15 protein-coding genes are annotated in these 16,200 nt (G+C 66.2%); 5 read left to right on the top strand and 10 right to left on the bottom strand.

All coding sequences use genetic code 11. From position 1 onward, the window contains the following. Positions 1 to 6: 6 nt before the first annotated feature. The 8 genes from ACSYS9_RS09375 to ACSYS9_RS09340 all read right to left on the bottom strand — a co-directional run bounded on the left by ACSYS9_RS09375 (position 7) and on the right by ACSYS9_RS09340 (position 9,636). Positions 7 to 1,752: an amino acid ABC transporter permease/ATP-binding protein gene (locus ACSYS9_RS09375; RefSeq protein ID WP_080291824.1), complete on the bottom strand. Its 1,746-nt coding sequence runs from the start codon at positions 1,750 to 1,752 to the stop codon at positions 7 to 9. Beyond that, entirely contained in the window at positions 1,749 to 2,300 is a 552-nt protein-coding gene (locus tag ACSYS9_RS09370) for a GNAT family N-acetyltransferase (protein ID WP_071228934.1), read from the bottom strand. Before ACSYS9_RS09370 ends, ACSYS9_RS09375 begins: the two co-directional genes overlap by 4 nt. Beyond that, entirely contained in the window at positions 2,297 to 3,517 is a 1,221-nt protein-coding gene (locus ACSYS9_RS09365) for a M20 aminoacylase family protein (RefSeq protein WP_071228935.1), read from the bottom strand. Before ACSYS9_RS09365 ends, ACSYS9_RS09370 begins: the two co-directional genes overlap by 4 nt. Before the next feature lie 4 nt (positions 3,518 to 3,521). Then, positions 3,522 to 4,865 (bottom strand): LLM class flavin-dependent oxidoreductase, encoded by a 1,344-nt coding sequence (locus ACSYS9_RS09360; protein WP_071228936.1) that lies wholly within the window; start codon positions 4,863 to 4,865, stop codon positions 3,522 to 3,524. A gap of 18 nt (positions 4,866 to 4,883) precedes the next feature. Next, positions 4,884 to 5,861 (bottom strand): MsnO8 family LLM class oxidoreductase, encoded by a 978-nt coding sequence (locus ACSYS9_RS09355; protein WP_071228937.1) that lies wholly within the window; start codon positions 5,859 to 5,861, stop codon positions 4,884 to 4,886. A gap of 14 nt (positions 5,862 to 5,875) precedes the next feature. Continuing rightward, entirely contained in the window at positions 5,876 to 6,253 is a 378-nt protein-coding gene (locus tag ACSYS9_RS09350) for a DUF3088 family protein (protein WP_219626372.1), read from the bottom strand. 142 nt (positions 6,254 to 6,395) lie between these two features. After that, on the bottom strand, positions 6,396 to 6,977 hold the full coding sequence (gene msuE / locus ACSYS9_RS09345; protein ID WP_071228938.1) for an FMN reductase: 582 nt from the start codon (positions 6,975 to 6,977) through the stop codon (positions 6,396 to 6,398). 82 nt (positions 6,978 to 7,059) lie between these two features. Continuing rightward, positions 7,060 to 9,636: a TonB-dependent receptor plug domain-containing protein gene (locus ACSYS9_RS09340; RefSeq protein WP_071228939.1), complete on the bottom strand. Its 2,577-nt coding sequence runs from the start codon at positions 9,634 to 9,636 to the stop codon at positions 7,060 to 7,062. A gap of 261 nt (positions 9,637 to 9,897) precedes the next feature. On the opposite strand from ACSYS9_RS09340, the gene ftrA reads away from it, so the two are divergent. Together ftrA and ACSYS9_RS09330 are read left to right on the top strand one after the other, a co-directional pair. Then, positions 9,898 to 10,899 carry a transcriptional regulator FtrA gene (gene ftrA / locus ACSYS9_RS09335; RefSeq protein ID WP_071228940.1) on the top strand — a complete coding sequence of 334 codons (1,002 nt, stop codon included), beginning with the start codon at positions 9,898 to 9,900 and terminating at the stop codon, positions 10,897 to 10,899. Between the two features lie 123 nt (positions 10,900 to 11,022). Further along, positions 11,023 to 12,267: a hypothetical protein gene (locus tag ACSYS9_RS09330; protein WP_071228941.1), complete on the top strand. Its 1,245-nt coding sequence runs from the start codon at positions 11,023 to 11,025 to the stop codon at positions 12,265 to 12,267. Positions 12,268 to 12,310: 43 nt separating this feature from the next. Here the strand turns inward: ACSYS9_RS09330 and ACSYS9_RS09325 are convergent, their stop codons facing one another. Together ACSYS9_RS09325 and ACSYS9_RS09320 are read right to left on the bottom strand one after the other, a co-directional pair. Continuing rightward, positions 12,311 to 14,080: an oleate hydratase gene (locus ACSYS9_RS09325; RefSeq protein ID WP_071228942.1), complete on the bottom strand. Its 1,770-nt coding sequence runs from the start codon at positions 14,078 to 14,080 to the stop codon at positions 12,311 to 12,313. A 141-nt stretch (positions 14,081 to 14,221) separates the two neighbouring features. Beyond that, positions 14,222 to 14,746: a GNAT family N-acetyltransferase gene (locus ACSYS9_RS09320; protein ID WP_049462067.1), complete on the bottom strand. Its 525-nt coding sequence runs from the start codon at positions 14,744 to 14,746 to the stop codon at positions 14,222 to 14,224. 163 nt (positions 14,747 to 14,909) lie between these two features. On the opposite strand from ACSYS9_RS09320, the gene ACSYS9_RS09315 reads away from it, so the two are divergent. The 3 genes from ACSYS9_RS09315 to ACSYS9_RS09305 are packed head-to-tail and all read left to right on the top strand — an operon-like array spanning position 14,910 to position 16,169. Then, positions 14,910 to 15,365 (top strand): SRPBCC family protein, encoded by a 456-nt coding sequence (locus ACSYS9_RS09315; RefSeq protein WP_071228943.1) that lies wholly within the window; start codon positions 14,910 to 14,912, stop codon positions 15,363 to 15,365. Between the two features lie 10 nt (positions 15,366 to 15,375). Further along, positions 15,376 to 15,744, top strand: a complete 369-nt coding sequence (locus ACSYS9_RS09310; protein WP_071228944.1) for an ArsR/SmtB family transcription factor — start codon at positions 15,376 to 15,378, stop codon at positions 15,742 to 15,744. Then, a complete protein-coding gene (locus tag ACSYS9_RS09305; RefSeq protein WP_071228945.1) occupies positions 15,711 to 16,169 on the top strand; it encodes an SRPBCC family protein in 459 nt (152 codons plus the stop codon). Before ACSYS9_RS09310 ends, ACSYS9_RS09305 begins: the two co-directional genes overlap by 34 nt. Positions 16,170 to 16,200 lie beyond the last annotated feature (31 nt).

Below are 16,200 nucleotides of genomic sequence, written 5' to 3'. Positions count from 1 at the left end.
TCGCAGTTACAGGGTCTTGGCCAGGAAATCGGCGGTGCGTTGCTGGCGCGGACGTTCGAACAGCGCCTCGGGCGTGCCCTGCTCGATCACCCGGCCCTGGTCCATCATCACCACGTGGTCAGCCACGCGACGGGCGAAGCTCAGCTCATGGGTGACGATCACCAGCGTGGTGCCGGAACGGGCCAGCTCCTCGATCACGCTAAGCACTTCGGCCACCAGCTCCGGGTCCAGTGCCGAGGTCGGTTCATCGAACAGCAGCACCTTCGGTTGCAGCGCCAGTGCACGGGCAATCGCGATGCGCTGCTGCTGGCCGCCGGACAGCTGGCGCGGGAAGGCATCGGCCTTGTCGGCCAGGCCGACTCGTTCCAGCAGCGTGCGCGCCTGCTGCTCGGCCTGCGCACGCGGCACGCCGCGCACCGCGATCGGCGCCTCGATGATGTTCTCCAGCGCGGTCAGGTGCGGGAACAGGTTGAAGCCCTGGAACACCATGCCCACTTCCGCACGACGGCGGCGGATCTCACGTTCGGGCAGCTCGTACAGGGTGTCGCCATCGCGGCGGTAGCCGATCAGCTGCCCGCCGACGGTCACGTAACCGCTGTCGGCACGTTCCAGGTGGTTGATCAGCCGCAGCAACGTGGACTTGCCAGCGCCGGACGGGCCGATCAGCACGGTCACGCTGCCAGCGCGCAGGTCCAGGTTCACGTCTTCCAGCACCGGCTGGTCGCCGAACACCTTGCCTACGCCATGCAGCGATACCGATGCCCCCTCGCCCGCTTCAACCTGCGCGGCGATGCGCGGGCGATTGACCACGCGCGGTGCAGCCTCACCTGTGGCGCGCCTCGGTGACGAGACACGCGATACCGAACGCTCGCGCTGCAGTTGGCCGCGCGCAAAGCGCTGCTCCACGCGCCGCTGCAGCAGCGACAGCACGGTCAGGATCACCAGGTACCAGACCGTGGCCACCATCAGCAGCGGCACCACTTCCAGGTTGCGCCTGTAGATCACCTGCACGGTGTAGAACAGCTCCGGCAGCGCCAGCACGTAGACCACCGAGGTGCTCTTGGCCAGGCCGATCACATCGTTGAACGCGGCCGGCAGGATCGAACGCATCGCCTGCGGCAGGATGATGCGGCGCACCTGGCGACCACGCGGCAGGCCAAGCGCGGCCGCAGCCTCGTACTGGCCGTGGTCGACCGACAGAATGCCGCCACGGATCACCTCGGCCGAGAACGCGGCCTGGTTCAAGGTGAGACCCAGCACTGCGGCGGTGAACACACCGATCAGCTGCGTGGTCGGGTACGAGAACAGGCTGATGCCGGTGAACGGCACCCCCAGCTCGATGGTGCTGTACAGGTAGCCCAGGTTGTTCAACAGCAGCAACAGCACCAGCAGCGGAATCGAGCGGAACAGCCACACATAGCCCCACGACACCGCCGACAGCAGCGGCGAACCGGAGACGCGGGCCAACGCCAGCAAGGTGCCCAGCGCGAAACCGAGGCCAGTACCCAACGCGGTCAGCAGCAGCGTGCGACCCAGGCCTTCCAGCACCGGGCGTGCGAAGAACCACTCGGCGAACGTACCCCAGCCCCAGCGCGGATTGCCCAGCACTGATTGCAGCCCGATCAGGATCAAAGCCAGCGCCAGGAGGGTTCCGACCACCTGCAGAGGATGCCGGGCCGGCACGATCTTCAACGCCGGGGTGGGCGCCGGGCGTGTGGCAATGCCATCCAGCGCAGTCGAAGGCGTGCTCATGCGTGGGCTCCGTGCAGCTCGGTCTGTGATGGCACGGCGGCTGGCGCAGATACGCCCAGGTGCTTCTCGAACGGCAAGTGGGCGATGGATTCCGGATCGGCCTCCAGATCGAACAGCGCGGTGTAGCCGTGGCTGAGGTACAGGCCGACGGCTTCAGGCTGGCGGAAGCCGGTGGTCAGGAACACCCGTCGGTAACCCTGGCGCGCCGCCTGGTCCTCCAGTTCCTGCAGTACACGCCGCGCGATGCCCTGGCGGCGCAGGCCCGGCAGCGTCCAGATGCGCTTGAACTCGGCGGTGTCCGGATCGCGGTGCGGCATGAAGGCACCGCCGGAGATCGCCACACCATCGCGCAGCAGCAACACGAACGCCCCTACCGGCGCCGCGAACGCCTGCGCCGGGTAGCGCTGCAGTTCCTCGCGGGCGCTGCCGCCGATGCGTCGACGCACGTCGGCGTAGCGGCTGTCGTACTCCTGCTCCAGGCCATCGAACAGTGGACGGGCCAGTGGATCGTCCACCGAGGTGTAGAGGAAGCGTTCGTTGCTGCTCATGCCACGTCCTTCACCAGATAGTCTTCAGCCAGCCGCGCCCACAGGCTGGCAGCGGGCGCGATGGCGGCGTCGTTGAACACATAGCGCGGGCTGTGCAGCGGTGCGCTGTCGCCGTTGCCGACGAACACGAAACTGCCCGGCCGCGCCTGCAGCAGGAAGGCGAAATCCTCGCTGGCCGTGCGTGGCGCGAACTCCGGTACCAGCTGATCGCTGCCGAAGCCCTGTACGGCCACCTCACGGATGTAGGCGGTCTGCTCAGGGTGGTTGATCACGCTCGGGAAGCCACGCGGGAACTCGATCTCCGCGCGCGCGCCGAACGCGGCGGCGGTCTGCTCGGCGATCTCGGTGACCCGGCGCCGCAACGTGTCGCGCACTTCCGGCAGGTAGGCGCGCACGGTCAGCTTCAGCTCGACCACGTCTGGAATCACATTGGCGGCCTGCCCGCCGTGAATCGAACCGACGGTGACCACGCCCATCTGCCGTGGATCCACATTGCGCGAGACAACGCTCTGCAGCGCGGTAACGATGTGCGCTGCTGCAAGGATCGGGTCGACGCTGCCCTGCGGCTCGGCGCCGTGACCGCCCTTGCCGATCACCTTCAGCCGCGCCCAGTCCACCGACGCCATCGCCGGACCGTCGACGAAGCCGAAGTGCCCCACCGGCACGCCCGGCCAGTTGTGCAGCCCATAGATCGCATCCACCGGGAAGCGTTCGAACAGGCCGTCGGCGATCATCTTCGAGGCCCCCGAACCGGTTTCCTCGGCCGGCTGGAACACCAGCTGCAGGGTGCCGTCGATGCGGCCGTGATGGGCCAGGTAGTGCGCCGCGGACAGCAGGATGGCGGTATGCCCATCGTGGCCGCAGGCATGCATCAGCCCCTCGTTCTGGCTGGCGTAGGCCAGGCCGGAATCCTCATGGATCGGCAGTGCATCGATGTCGGCGCGCAGGCCGAGGCGACGGGTGCCCTGTCCGCGCTGCAGCGTCCCGACCACGCCGGTGCCGCCGAGGCCGGTGGTGACCTCATAGCCCCACTGTTGCAGCAGCTCGGCCACGCGTGCGCTGGTACGGTGTTCCTCGAAGGCCAGCTCCGGGTGCCGGTGCAGGTCATGGCGGATCGCGATGGCCGCCTCGGCGCGTGCCGCGATGTCGGGCAATATGCCCGTCGTTCGGGAATTCCGCTGGGCATGGCCCGGTGCTGCCGCGCTTTCTCCGCTCATCGCCTTACCCTGCCTTCCGCGCCGGCTCGGCGTCGGTCGAGTGGCGGCTGGCCTTGTACGGCAGGCCCAGATGCGCGCGCAGGGTCTGCCCTTCCAGCTCACGCTGGTGGTAGCCGCGCGCCTGCAGGATCGGCAGCACCTGGGTCACGAAATCGTCCAGGCCTTCGCGCTGTGCCGCGAAACCGAGGATGAAGCCGTCGCTGGCACCGGCATCGAACCACCGGATCAACTCGTCGGCCACATGCTCCGGCGTGCCGATGAAATTCGGTCGCGGGCTCACCGCTTCCAGTGCCACCTGGCGCAGGCTCAGGCCCTTTTCGCGCGCGTCCTGCTTGATGCGGTCGGTGGTGGAACGGAACGAGTTGCTGCCGATGTCACCCAGCTCCGGGAACGGCGCGTCCGGATCGTACTGGCTGAAATCGTGGTGGTCGAAGAAGCGGCCGAGATAGGCCAGCGCATCCTCCAGCGTGGCTAGTGCGGCGATCGCCTGGTACTTGGCTTCAGCCTCCTCCGCGGTGCGGCCGACGATGGGGCCGATGCCCGGGAAGATCTTCACGTCATTGCCGCTGCGGCCGTGGGCGATCGCCGAGTTCTTCACCTTCTGGGTGAACGCGCGGGTCTCCTCCAGCGATGGCGAATGGGTGAACACCGCATCGGCGTACTTTCCGGCCAGCGCGATGCCATCGTCGGACGACCCGGCCTGGAAGATCACCGGCTGCCCCTGTGGCGAACGCTGGATGTTGAGCGGCCCTTCCACCTGGAAAAAGCGACCCTTGTGGTCGAGGCGGTGGAACTTGTCCGGCGCGAAGAACGTGCCGCTGTCGCGCTCACGCACGAAGGCATCGTCGTCCCAGGAATCCCACAGCCCTTGCACTACGTCCAGGTACTCGTCGGCGATCTGGTAGCGCAGCGCGTGCTCCGGGTGCGGGCGACCGTAGTTGCGCCCCGAACCCTCCAGCGGCGACGTCACCACGTTCCACCCCGCACGACCGCCGCTGAGCAGGTCCAGCGAAGCGAACTGCCGGGCCACGGTAAACGGGTCGCTGTAGGAGGTCGACAGCGTGCCCGCCAGGCCGATCTTCTTCGTCGCCGTGGCCAGCGCCGACAGCAGCGAGATCGGCTCGAAGCGGTTAAGGAAGTGCGGGATCGACTTCTCGTTGATGTAAAGGCCGTCGGCTACGAAGCCGAAGGCGATGCCGTTGTCCTCGGCGGTACGCGCGATGTCGATGTAGAACTGCAGGTTGACGCTGGCATCGGCCGGATTGGAGGGATGCTTCCAGGCATGCATGTGGCTGCCAGGCCCCTGCAGCATGATGCCGAACGGAATGTGGCGCGGGGTCGTGCTCATGGGAATCGCTCCTGCAGGTCAGGCCACCGCCGCGCGCGGCGCGGGCGACAGCAGTTCAAGGGATGTAAGACGCGCGTCGAGGTCGGCCACCGGCGCATCGAGAACGAACTCGCCCACACCGAAACGCCGGTGCAGCGCATCCAGTTCGTCACGCACGTGCTGCGCATCACCGGACAACACGCTGGGGCGCGTTTCCTCGATGCGGAAGTCGGCCACGCCCACCTGCCGCGCATACTCAGCAGCTGCTTCGGGGCTGGGCAGATTCACCGTCTGCCCGGGACCGAGGTGCAGCTTGTAGACCCGCAACGCGCCGATGTGCCGGGCAGCGGCCTCGGCAGTTGGTGCGGCGAAGGCCACAGTGGCCAGCAACGGTGGCTGCGAGGAGACGCTGCGGTAGGCGTCGAACGCAGCTTCGATGTGCTTCGGGTCACCATCGAAATGCGCGGCATAGACAAAGCGCCAGCCCAGCTCGGCCGCCTGCTGCGCGCTCTGCGGGCTGGCCCCGAGCAGGAAGCGCTCCGGCGCCTGCTGCGGAACCGGCCGTGCCTGTGCGTCGGTGTCGGCGCCGGACAGATAGCCTTCCAGGTCACGCAGTTGCTGGTCGAAGTCGGCGAACGCCGGACGCCCGGCTGCCAGCGCCGCGGTCGAGGCCGGCAGGCCACCGGGGGCCTTGCCCACGCCCAGATCGACACGCCCCGGCGCCAGCGCCGACAGCAGGTTGAAGTTCTCCGCCACCTTGTACGGCGCGTAGTGGCGCAGCATCACCCCACCACTGCCGATGCGGATGCGCCGGGTCTGCGCCAGCACCCACGCAGCCAGCACTTCCGGTGCGGGGCTGGCCAGGGTCGGTGCGGCGTGGTGTTCGGCAAACCAGTAGCGGTGGTAGCCCAGCTGCTCGGCGCGCTGCGCCAGCTGCAGGCTGTTGCGCAGCGCCTGCTCCGGCGAGGCACCTTCGGCCACCGGACTCTTGTCCAGCACGCTGATCTGATAGCTCATGGTCGTGTCCTCGCTCAGGGGTGGGCCACGGGAATGCCGAGCAACCCGTTCAGCGCGGCCAGGATCGGCTCGGCACCGGAGATGTACTGGCGGTCCTGGTGCGCGCCACTGGCAAGCTCGCTGCGCACGCCCTGCGGCAGCACCAGCTTCGGCAGCGACTGGTCCTGCTCGCCGATCTCGGCAATCACCTCGCGGCGCGGCCGCGCGAAGCCGATGCGACGCACGTCCAGCTGCGCGTCCAGGCCATCGATGCTCGATAGCGCGCCCTCCAGCAACAAGCTGTGCCGACAGAAAAAGCGCTGGCCGGGAATCTGGCCGTCCTCGAACTCACGGTCGAGCAGGAACAGGATGGGTTTGCTTGCTGCGTCGAAAGTCACAGGGGTCGTCCTCATCGGGGCCGGCAATGCGATGCCGCTTCGATATCGATGCTAGAGATGCCAGCAGCCGCAGCAGCGACGGCTGGCGACAATCGGCGGTCAGATCCGGCCACGCAGATGCGGCGTAGCCATAAGCAAAGCGCTGCCGGTTATGGCGTCAGGCAATACGTCGCAGCGGCGCCGGAGCAGTCAGCGGCTGCGCGGCCAGATGGCCGGCTGCACGCTCGGCCGCCAGCGCGATGCGTGCCTGCAGGGCTGCACTGCTGATGTGCTCGCCTTCGAAATCGGCAGGCGTGGCATACACCCCGATCGGCAGCGTGTGCGCCTGCAGGAAACTGAACAACGGCCGCAGCTGGTGGTCGATCACCAGCGCATGTCGCTCGCTGCCGCCGGTGGCTGCCAGCAGTACCGGCGTATCCACCAGCGCCTCCAGCTCGATGAAGTCGACCAGGTGCTTGAACAAGCCGGGATAAGAGCCGCGATACACCGGCGCGGCCACCACCAGCAGCTCCGCCGCCTGGATGGTCTGCAGTGCCTGTTCCACCGCCGGCTCCACCTCACCGCGCGACAGCGACTGACCCAGCGAGCGCGCGATCGTCGCCAGCTCCACCAGTTCAACGCTGGCGTGCACCCGCTGCTGCAGCGAGTCCAGCAGATGCCGTACCAGCAACAACGTGCGCGACGTCGCCGAGCTGGTCGGTGACCCCACCAATGCAACCACCCTCAATGCAGAAGACATGAACTGCTCCCGTGTAGAGCCGAGCCATGCTCGGCTGCCCTTCGCTTTTGTAGAGTCGAGCCATGCTCGGCTGCTTCCCACCTCAGAACCGGTAACTGACCCGCCCGTACCAATACGCACCCACATTGCTCAGCACATCGCCGCTGTCCCACGTGGTCTCGATGCTCGCCACATCGGTGGCACTGCGCGCGTACTCCGGCACCTTGCGGGTGCGCTTGTCGAACACGTTGTTGATGCCCAGCGCCGCACTCCAGCCCGCGCCCAGCTCCACGCCACCGGACAGGTTGGTCACCAGCACCGGCGGCTGCCTGTACTCCACGCCGTTGTTCAGGCGCTTGATCGGGCCGTAGTAGGTGAAGTCCAGATTCGAGCGCCAGCGCCCGTTCTGCCAGCCCAGCCCCGCCACCTGCGTATAGCTGGGCGTGCGGAAGCGCAGCGCATACTCGCTGGATCTGGTCAGCAGGTTGATGTTCGGCAGGCCCTGCAGCGCCGCCGGAATGTCGCTGACCTTCTGGATGGTGGTACGGCCGACGTTGGCCGCGTAGCTCCAGCGCAGCTTGCCCCACGCGGTTTCCTGGTTCGCCTCCAGGGTCAGCTCCACACCCCGTGTACGGGTATTACCCACGTTGGTGAAGTAGCTGGCGTAGAACGCATCACCCGGCAGGATGCTGATGCCGGCCGAACCCAGCAGTGCATCGATGGTGTTCTTCTGCGCCGCACTCAGCACCGTGCCGCTGTTGTCGGTGACGCGCGCCGGATCCTGCGCGTTGTAGCCGATCTGGCTGGACTGGCCGAGCTGGCCGCGGATGTCGATCTGATAGGCATCCACCGCCAGATGGAACGCCGGGCTCGGGTCCCAGGTCACGCCCAGGCTGTAGTTGGTGGCCTTTTCCGGTTTCAGCGGTGTGGCACCCAACGCAATCGCTGCCGGCGAAGACACCTGCGCCACCAGCGTGGTCCCGCACGGGCAGCTGCCGGTGGCCTGGTAGAACTGCGCGCCCAGGCTGGGCGCATGGAAACCGTTGCTCACCGTTGCCCGCACACCCAGCGCATCGGTGAAGTCAAAGCGGGTGGTCAGGCGCCCGGTGGAGACACTGCCGAAGTCGGAGTGATCTTCCCAGCGCGCGGCCGCATCCAGGTACCAGCGCGAGGTGATGTTGGTGGCCGCACCCACGTACACCGCCTTGCTGTTACGGGTTGCCTTCACCGCGTCGGCGGTGGAATAGCCGACGAAGGCTGCAGCGCCGAAGCCGGTATACGACTCCCACTGCCCCGCCCCGCGCTCGTACTGCTCGTGCTGATACTCGGCGCCCGCGCTCACCTCCAGCGGCGAAGCGAATGCCGCCACCTCGAAGCCACGACGCAGGTCGAGGTTGGCGATGCCTTGCTGGTAATCCAGCTTGCCGTCATAGAAGTCGGTGGGCGAACCGGGATACGGCAGCGAGTAGTTCACCGAATTGCGGGTATAGGTACGTACCGTGCTGCGGTTGCCGGTCAAGCTGGCGTCGTAATCCCAGCCCGCGATCTGGCCTTTCACACCTGCGGTACCGGTGTACTGCTTCTCCTTGGTTTCCAGCACTGGCAGGAAGCCATCGGGAAACACGCTCAGCACGCCGGGCGCCTTGTAGGTGGTGAAGATGGTCGCCGGCAGGCGGAAATTCTGGATCGCCTGTGCGGTGCGGTCACTGGCCGTAGCATTGGCGTAGAACTGCGCGCTCTCGCCCAGGCCATGGCCCACGTTCACCGCGAAGGCCTTCAGCGCATACGAAGGCGAGCTGAGGATGGTGTTGGCCTCGGCATCGCGGTTGGCCTCGGCCGGATTCGGCGACGCGCCGGCCGGCAGTCGATTGTTCGGCCGCAGCGCCACCAGATTGCCGCTGCCATCCACTGCCGGATAACTCAGGTAGCCATCGATGTAGTGGCGGGTACGGATCGCATGATGCTGGCGGGTGGTCTCGCCGGACAGGTTGATGAAGCCATCCTCGCCCCACGGCAGGCCGACGTTGGCGCGCACGCTGGTTCGCGAACCATCACCATCGGTGCTCTGCCCGCTCTCCACCGACACATCACCACCGTGCGCCTGCGACTTCAGGATCACGTTGACCACGCCGGTGATCGCGTCCGAGCCGTAGATGGCGGAGGCACCATCACGCAGCACTTCCACATGGTCGATGGCCGAGACCGGAATCAACGCCAGGTCCGCCCACGCATGGCCGGGGAAGCCGCCCCCATTGGCACCGCTCACATAGGCGCTGGCGTTGCGGCGCTTGCCGTTCACCAGCACCAGGGTGTAACCCGGCGACAGATTGCGTAGCTGATAGCCGCGGATCAGGCTCTCCTGATCGCTCTGGTAACCGCCGATCTGGCTCAGCGACGGCAGGCTGCGCTGCAGGGCTTCCAGCAGATTGCCCTGACCGGTGGCGGCGAGGTCTTCAGCGGAAATCACATCGATGGGCGTGGAGCTGTTCTTCACCGTGCGCGTGCTGGTGCGAGAGCCGGTGACCACCACCGCATCCAGCGTGGAGGCTGCCACATTGGCGGTGGCTGCAGTAGTGGCAGGGTCTGCATCGGCTTCCGCCGCATGGCTGGGCGATGCAGCGAGGGCAGCGGCGATCAGGACGGCAAGAGTGCTCAAGGCTGGGGCGTAGGCGGCAGGCATGGGGGCTCGTGGGGGTGGGCCGGAAACACGCTTCCATTCAAGGGCCTGTTCACCCACCGCGACAGGCGGGATCGCGTCACCCAGCCGTAACATCCGGCCACCCACATGACCGCTGGTAATGACGTTAGGCAGGCCTGCGCACACGGGGTCAGAGCCCTTCCTCCGGAAGGGATCCGACCCCGGCCTCCATATACCCCGCAGGCATCACCTCATGCCCGCGCAGCACTCTGCGCCACGCATCGCCCCCCGTAGCATCAAGCCATGCCCAGCCTGACCGCCGATCCCACCGCCCCACTCGTCGCCATCGTCGCCTGCCACGGCCAGGGGCTGTTCGAGTTCGGCTGTGCGGTCGGCCTGTTCGCACCGATACGGCCTGAACTGGGCGTGGCCTGGTACCGCACCCAGCTGTGCGCCGGGGAGCCCGGCGCACTGCGCATGCTCGGCAGCACCCAGGTCCAGCTGCCCTACGATCTCAGCAGCGTCGATGACGCCGACATCATCGTCATCCCCGGTTGGCGCGAGCCCAGCGAACGTCCGCCGCAGGCCCTGCTCGATGCACTGATCCGCGCCCATGCACGCGGCACACGCATCGCGTCGATCTGCTCCGGCGCGTTCGTGCTGGCCTGGGCCGGGCTGCTCGACGGCCGCCAGGCCACCACTCACTGGCGCCTCACCGAAGCGCTGGCACGCGACTTCCCACGCATCGACGTGCGCGAGGATGTGCTGTACGTGGACACCGGCAGCATCATCACCTCGGCCGGCTCGGCCACCGGCATGGACATGATGCTGCACATGGTGCGCAAGGATTACGGCGCGCGCGTGGCTAATCTGGTGGCCGAGCGATTGGTGTTGGCACCTTGGCGTGATGCCGGGCGCAGCCAGCGCGTCAGCCGGGCCATCCCCAACGGCGAGCCCACGCGGTTGGCGAAGCTGATGGAGTGGATGCGCCGTAACCTGCGCGAGCCACATTCGCTAGGCAGCCTCGCCGAGCAGGCCGCACTCAGCCAGCGCACCCTGCAACGGCAGTTCCTGGAAGCCACCGGTCTGTCGCCCATCGATTGGCTGATCCGCGAGCGCGTGGCCTTCGCGCGTGAGCTGCTGGAAACCACCGACCGGCCACTGCAGTGGATTGCCGAGCAGGCCGGCTTTGGTTCGCAGGAGTCGTTCCGTCGGCACTTCCGTGGTCAGGTCGATGCCAGCCCCACCGAGTACCGCAGCCAGCATCGCAACGGCATCAGTGCGGACCGTCTGGTCGGCTGCTGAGCCCCGGGTAGTGCCGGCCCCTGGCCGGCAGGCAAGGCCCCCCGCCCTCTTCTTCGACGACTTTCCACGCCATCACCACCACTGCACTATAGGGGCATGCCCCGCACTGCCGACGGACCGGTGATGACCGACAGCCCCTACAGGACCTACCGCGTCGGAATCGGCGTATCGCTGCTGTTGGCGGCACTGATCGCCACGCTCTCGTTGATTGCCGTGTCCAGCCCCAACCTGGGTTGGGGCGTTGTGGCGCTGGCCACCATCGCGATATGGGCCGGCGTCCCGCTGCTGCTGGTGCTTCTGCTGGCCTGGCTGCGCTACATGGTGCGTCAGCGCGGGCAGGTGCCGGGCCGCATACACGTGCTGATGTTCGTGCCAACCGCCGCCGCCATGCTCATCATTCCACTGTGGCACTTCCTGCAAGGCAGTGTGGACAGCCTGGCCGGCGGCTCACGCGCATCCATCGCCGAGCTGCACGTCAACCTCAGCGGGCAACCCCTTTGGCTGGACACCTCGCCGTATGCATCCACCGGTTCTGGCGCTGGCCCGGACCTGCCCATGCAGGGCGAAACGCCCCAGCGCTTCCTGGCCTTCCACCGCTACCCCAACCCGCAGTCCGACGCAGACAGGGCCTTCCCGTATGAAGATGCGCGCCTGAAGCCCTCCGTCGACCACTACCGCTACGCCACACCGTCTGGAGATCGCGCCGTCACCGATGTGCCGCTGGTCCGTCGGCCGTACCCCGACCTTGCGTCATTCAATGCGGCCTGGCGACGCGCGGGTACACCCGAGCTCGTGCATATCTACTACCACTACAGCGATCACGTAGAGGTCGCGCCCGCGCTCGCACGCCTCACTGGCTTCACCACCGATGATCTGGAGCGCAGCCGCTTCGAAGGCCTGGCGCTGTTCAAGATCCACAACTACGGCAGTGCGCCCATCCTGCGGATGGAAGTCAATGGCCTCACACTGGACATCGGCGACGGGGCCATCGCGAACATCCCGGAAGCGCCCCGGGATTGCACAGCCTACGGCTACCCGGTCAGCCCCGCGCTGTTGCCGCTCAACCTGCCCCTGCAGGTGCGCTGGCAGACTGCAGACGCGCCGACGCGGTGGCACAGCGCGCACGTGCAGGTGCCCGCGTTCCGGCAGCCGCAGCCACTGCAGGGGCAATCCACATTGCAGCGCGTCCTGCTGTACATGCTGCCCGATGACGCGCTGGCCGCCGAACGCTACGCCGAGGTCTTTGACGGCGATTCGCGGCGCGGCATCAAGGCCACTGGCCTGCCAGCCAGCGCTGCCACCTATGCGGTGTGTGGCAGCGCCAAGGCAACCTATCGCGAAGGTGTAGGTACCGTGCTGGCCGACTGATCCGCGGTGTTGCCAGGACGCTCCCCTCCACGCCGACGTCCGCTCAGTCCTCCTGCACCAGCTTGAACTCGCGCAGCAGGCCACCGATCTGGGTCTTGTCCAGCTTGTTCATCAACAGGTTGCGCAGGAACGCCGGGCCGGGAATATCCAGTTCCTTGCCATCGCGCAGGCGACCAGTCGCGGCCAGCAACGAGCGCACGTCATAGGTGGAATTGAACACCTCCGGCACGCCGCGCTCGATACCAAGCAGGGTGTACACCGCCTCCATCGGTGTGCGCACCGAATACTCGGTGGTGAAGATACAGTCGCGCTGCTTCGATTCGGCGAACTGTCCGATGAAGGCGAAGTTCACCGCACCCTCCGGCACCACGTCCGGCCGATCACCGGCCTGGCGTGGCATGAAGAACGCGGTGATGTACGGCATCATCACCGGCACCGTCTTCGCGCCGGTCGCAGCCAATTCGTCGATCTCCTCCACCGGCACGCCCAGGTGGTACAACCACTCGCGGGTGACCTCTTCGCCGGTGCAGTCCTGCATCGGCTTCTTCACGTAGTCTCCAGGCGTATCCACGAACAGCGAATACACCCAGACCACGATCTGATCCTTGGGCTGGTTCTTGAAATGCGGCTGGCGGTTCACCGTCCAGCTCATCAACCAGCGCGAGTCACGCACACTGACGATGCCGCCGGTCACCACCTTGCCACTGAACGGGTCGCGCTTGGCGATCTTCTGGATGTAGGCCGGAATGCGTGCATCCAGCGTGGTCACCGTCGCCGACTCCCACTTGGTCTGCGGAATGTGCGCGCCGAATACATCCGGGCGGCCAAAGGCCTCGTCCTTGGCGGCGATGCGGCGCCACAGGTCCCAGGCGGGCGCCGGCCCCTCGTTCAAACGAGCAGCCGTCTGATGATCGCCGTTGTCCGAATTCTCGGTCAACGAACCGATCGTCATGAAAACAAGGTCATCCGCGCTCAGATCCATGCCACCCGCCACGCCCTCGCGCGTCCAGTGGATGCGCGTGGCCTGCTTGCGGCCGGCCTCCAGATCGAAGTCAACGTCGGTCACCTCGGTGCCGTACTGGAACACCACGCCCTGGTCCTGCAGCCACTTCACCAGCGGCAGCACCAGCGATTCATACTGGTTGTACTTGGTGAACTTCAGCGCCGAGAAGTCCGGCAGGCCGCCGATATGGTGGATGAAGCGGTGCAGGTACAGCTTCATCTCCAGCGCCGAATGCCATTCCTCGAAGGCGAACATGGTGCGCCAGTACAGCCAGAAGTTGCTGTCCAGGAAGTCGCGGCCCAGCACCTCGTCGATGCGCTTGTTCTCCATCTCCTGCCGGGTGGCCAGGAACAGCGCGATGATGTCCTTCTGCGCCTGCTCGCTCAGCGTGAACAGGCCGTCCGTGTGCGCATCTTCGCCGCGATTGATCGTGGCATGCTGCAGCGAATAGTTTGGATCATCCTTGTTCAACCAGTAGAACTCGTCCAACACACTGGCATCTTCAATCTCCAGCGACGGAATCGAGCGGAACAGATCCCACAGGCACTCGAAGTGGTCTTCCATCTCGCGGCCGCCGCGGATCACGAAGCCCTTTTCAGGCACCTTCAGGCCATCCAGCGCGCCGCCGGGAATCTGCTGCTGCTCGAGAATGGTGATGCACTCACCGGCCATGCGGCCATCGCGCACCAGGAACGCGGCGCCGGCCAGCGAGGCCAGGCCCGAACCGACAAACCATGCCCGCTTGTCATCGACACCGGCGGGCTTGCGCGGGCGCGCGAAGGCTTCGTAGTTGCCACTGCTGTAGTACATGCGTTGCTCCTTCCTGGAGGGGGTCATCAGGAACCCGCAGTGGAATGACACAGCCATTCCATGCAGGTCATGCCCCTACTCTAGCGCCGAACCGATGTACCAATTCCTGCACGCAGGCTGCGACCGAAAGACGCAGCCACGTCAGAGCTGTCGCCCCAGCAACATCCCCGGCCAGCCATCCACACTGAACGGCGCGATGCGCGTGTAGCCGCAGGTCTCATAGAAGCGCACCAGATCACCGTTGCCACCGCCGTAGCAGTCCACACGCAGATGGTCGAGCCCGGCAGCGCGCGCCTGCTCATCGGCAAAGGCCATCAGGCGCCGGCCGATGCCACGCACGCGCGCATCACGCGATGCCACCAGTACCCGTACATACAGTTCCGGGCCGGTGGGCGCAGGCACATAGGGCATCGACTCGCCCAGCGCCAGGAACGCGCGCACGTCACCCTGCTCGTTCTGCGCCACCCATGCACCCGGCAGCGCGCACGCATCGGTCACCTGGGTGATCCGGCGCGGCATCGTGGACCATGGCTCACTGCCCCATTGCTGCAGGTTGCCGATCGACACGAACCATTCGATGACTTCATCGAAGAGCATCAGCACCGCAGGGGCATCGTCTACGTTGGCGCGGCGGATGTTCAAGATTTCCTTTCCTGCTTCAGTCATGTGCGCATTCCTTTCAACGCTTCAATCAATTGCGACGAGGATGCCGGCCAGCGGCCGGCACTGCCAGGGCTGGAAGTCCGTGAGCCGGATTTGACATGCAGGTATTTACCTGCCTATAGTCCACCCAAGGACGGCGCCTGTCCGCCCAAGCGAGGAACCTGTAATGGTCGATATCGCACACAGGGTCGGCATCAAGGCCCCTGCAAGCCAGGTGTACCAGGCTCTGGCCACCCCCGAAGGCGTCGCCGCCTGGTGGGCTGAAGACACCCATGGCGACCGCGTGGCCGGCGGGACGGTCAAGGTTCGCTTCACGAACAACGGCCAGGAAATCGGCGCCATGGAAATGAAACTTGAGCAGCTTGTTCCAGGCGAGCTCGTGCTTTGGCGGTTCCTCGCCGGCCCTGCCGAATGGATCGGCACCCACGCGCGCTTCCTGCTGAAGCAGGAGGGCGACTACTTCATCGTGCTGTTCACCCATGAAGGCTGGAAAGAGCGCGTCGAGTTCACCTCCCACTGCAGCACCAAGTGGGCGGTGTTCCTGATGAGCCTGAAGGCGCTGCTGGAAACCGGCAAGGGCCAGCCCAACCCACACGACGTCAGGATCGATAACTGGAATTGAAGACATTCCCATGGCGGTAGACAACGCGCGCAACACAGACAAGGTCTTCAAGGCACTGGCCGACCCCACGCGCAGGACGCTGCTGGACCTGCTCTGCGAAGACAACGGGCAGACGCTCGGCCAGCTCTGCGAGCACCTGGACATGGCCCGGCAATCGGTCACCCAGCACCTGGGCCTGCTGGAAGACGCCAACCTGATCAGCACCGTGCGCCGCGGCCGCGAGAAGCTGCACTTCATCAACCCGGTGCCACTGCACGAAGTCTACGAGCGCTGGGTACGCAAGTTCGAGCAGCAGCGCCTGGGCCTGCTGCATGACCTGAAACGAGAACTGGAAGGAGAATGTCGATGTCCGCAGAGACCACCCGCTTCATCCACGTGATCTATATCGCCTCCACGCCGCAGAAGGTGTTCGAGGCCATCACCCGCCCCGAGATCGCCAGCCGCTACTGGGGCCACGAAAACGTCTCGGACTGGAAGCCCGGCTCGCGCTGGCAGCATGTGCGTGCCAACGAAACGCGCTCGGTCGAACTGGTCGGCGAAGTGGTGGAAAGCACCCCGCCCTCGCGGCTGGTCATCACCTGGGCCGCCGCCTCGCAGGCCGACAACCCCGCTGCCTACAGCCGGGTGACCTTCGAGGTCGTGCCCTACCAGGACATGGTGCGGCTGACGGTTACCCACGACGAGCTTGAACCCGGCAGTGGCATGGATACCGGCATCCGCCAAGGCTGGCCGATCGTGCTGTCGAGCCTGAAGTCGTTGCTGGAAACGGGCAAGGGGCTGGATGTGTTTGCGAAGCCGAAGTAAACGGCTGCGTCGGGACGACGCCGCAGGCGCC

The organism is Stenotrophomonas sp. STK17_22, from assembly GCF_051983905.1.
Taxonomy (GTDB): domain Bacteria; phylum Pseudomonadota; class Gammaproteobacteria; order Xanthomonadales; family Xanthomonadaceae; genus Stenotrophomonas; species Stenotrophomonas maltophilia_A.
The sequence above is the reverse complement of the archived record's forward strand: the minus strand, read 5'-3'. Positions and strand labels throughout refer to the sequence as shown.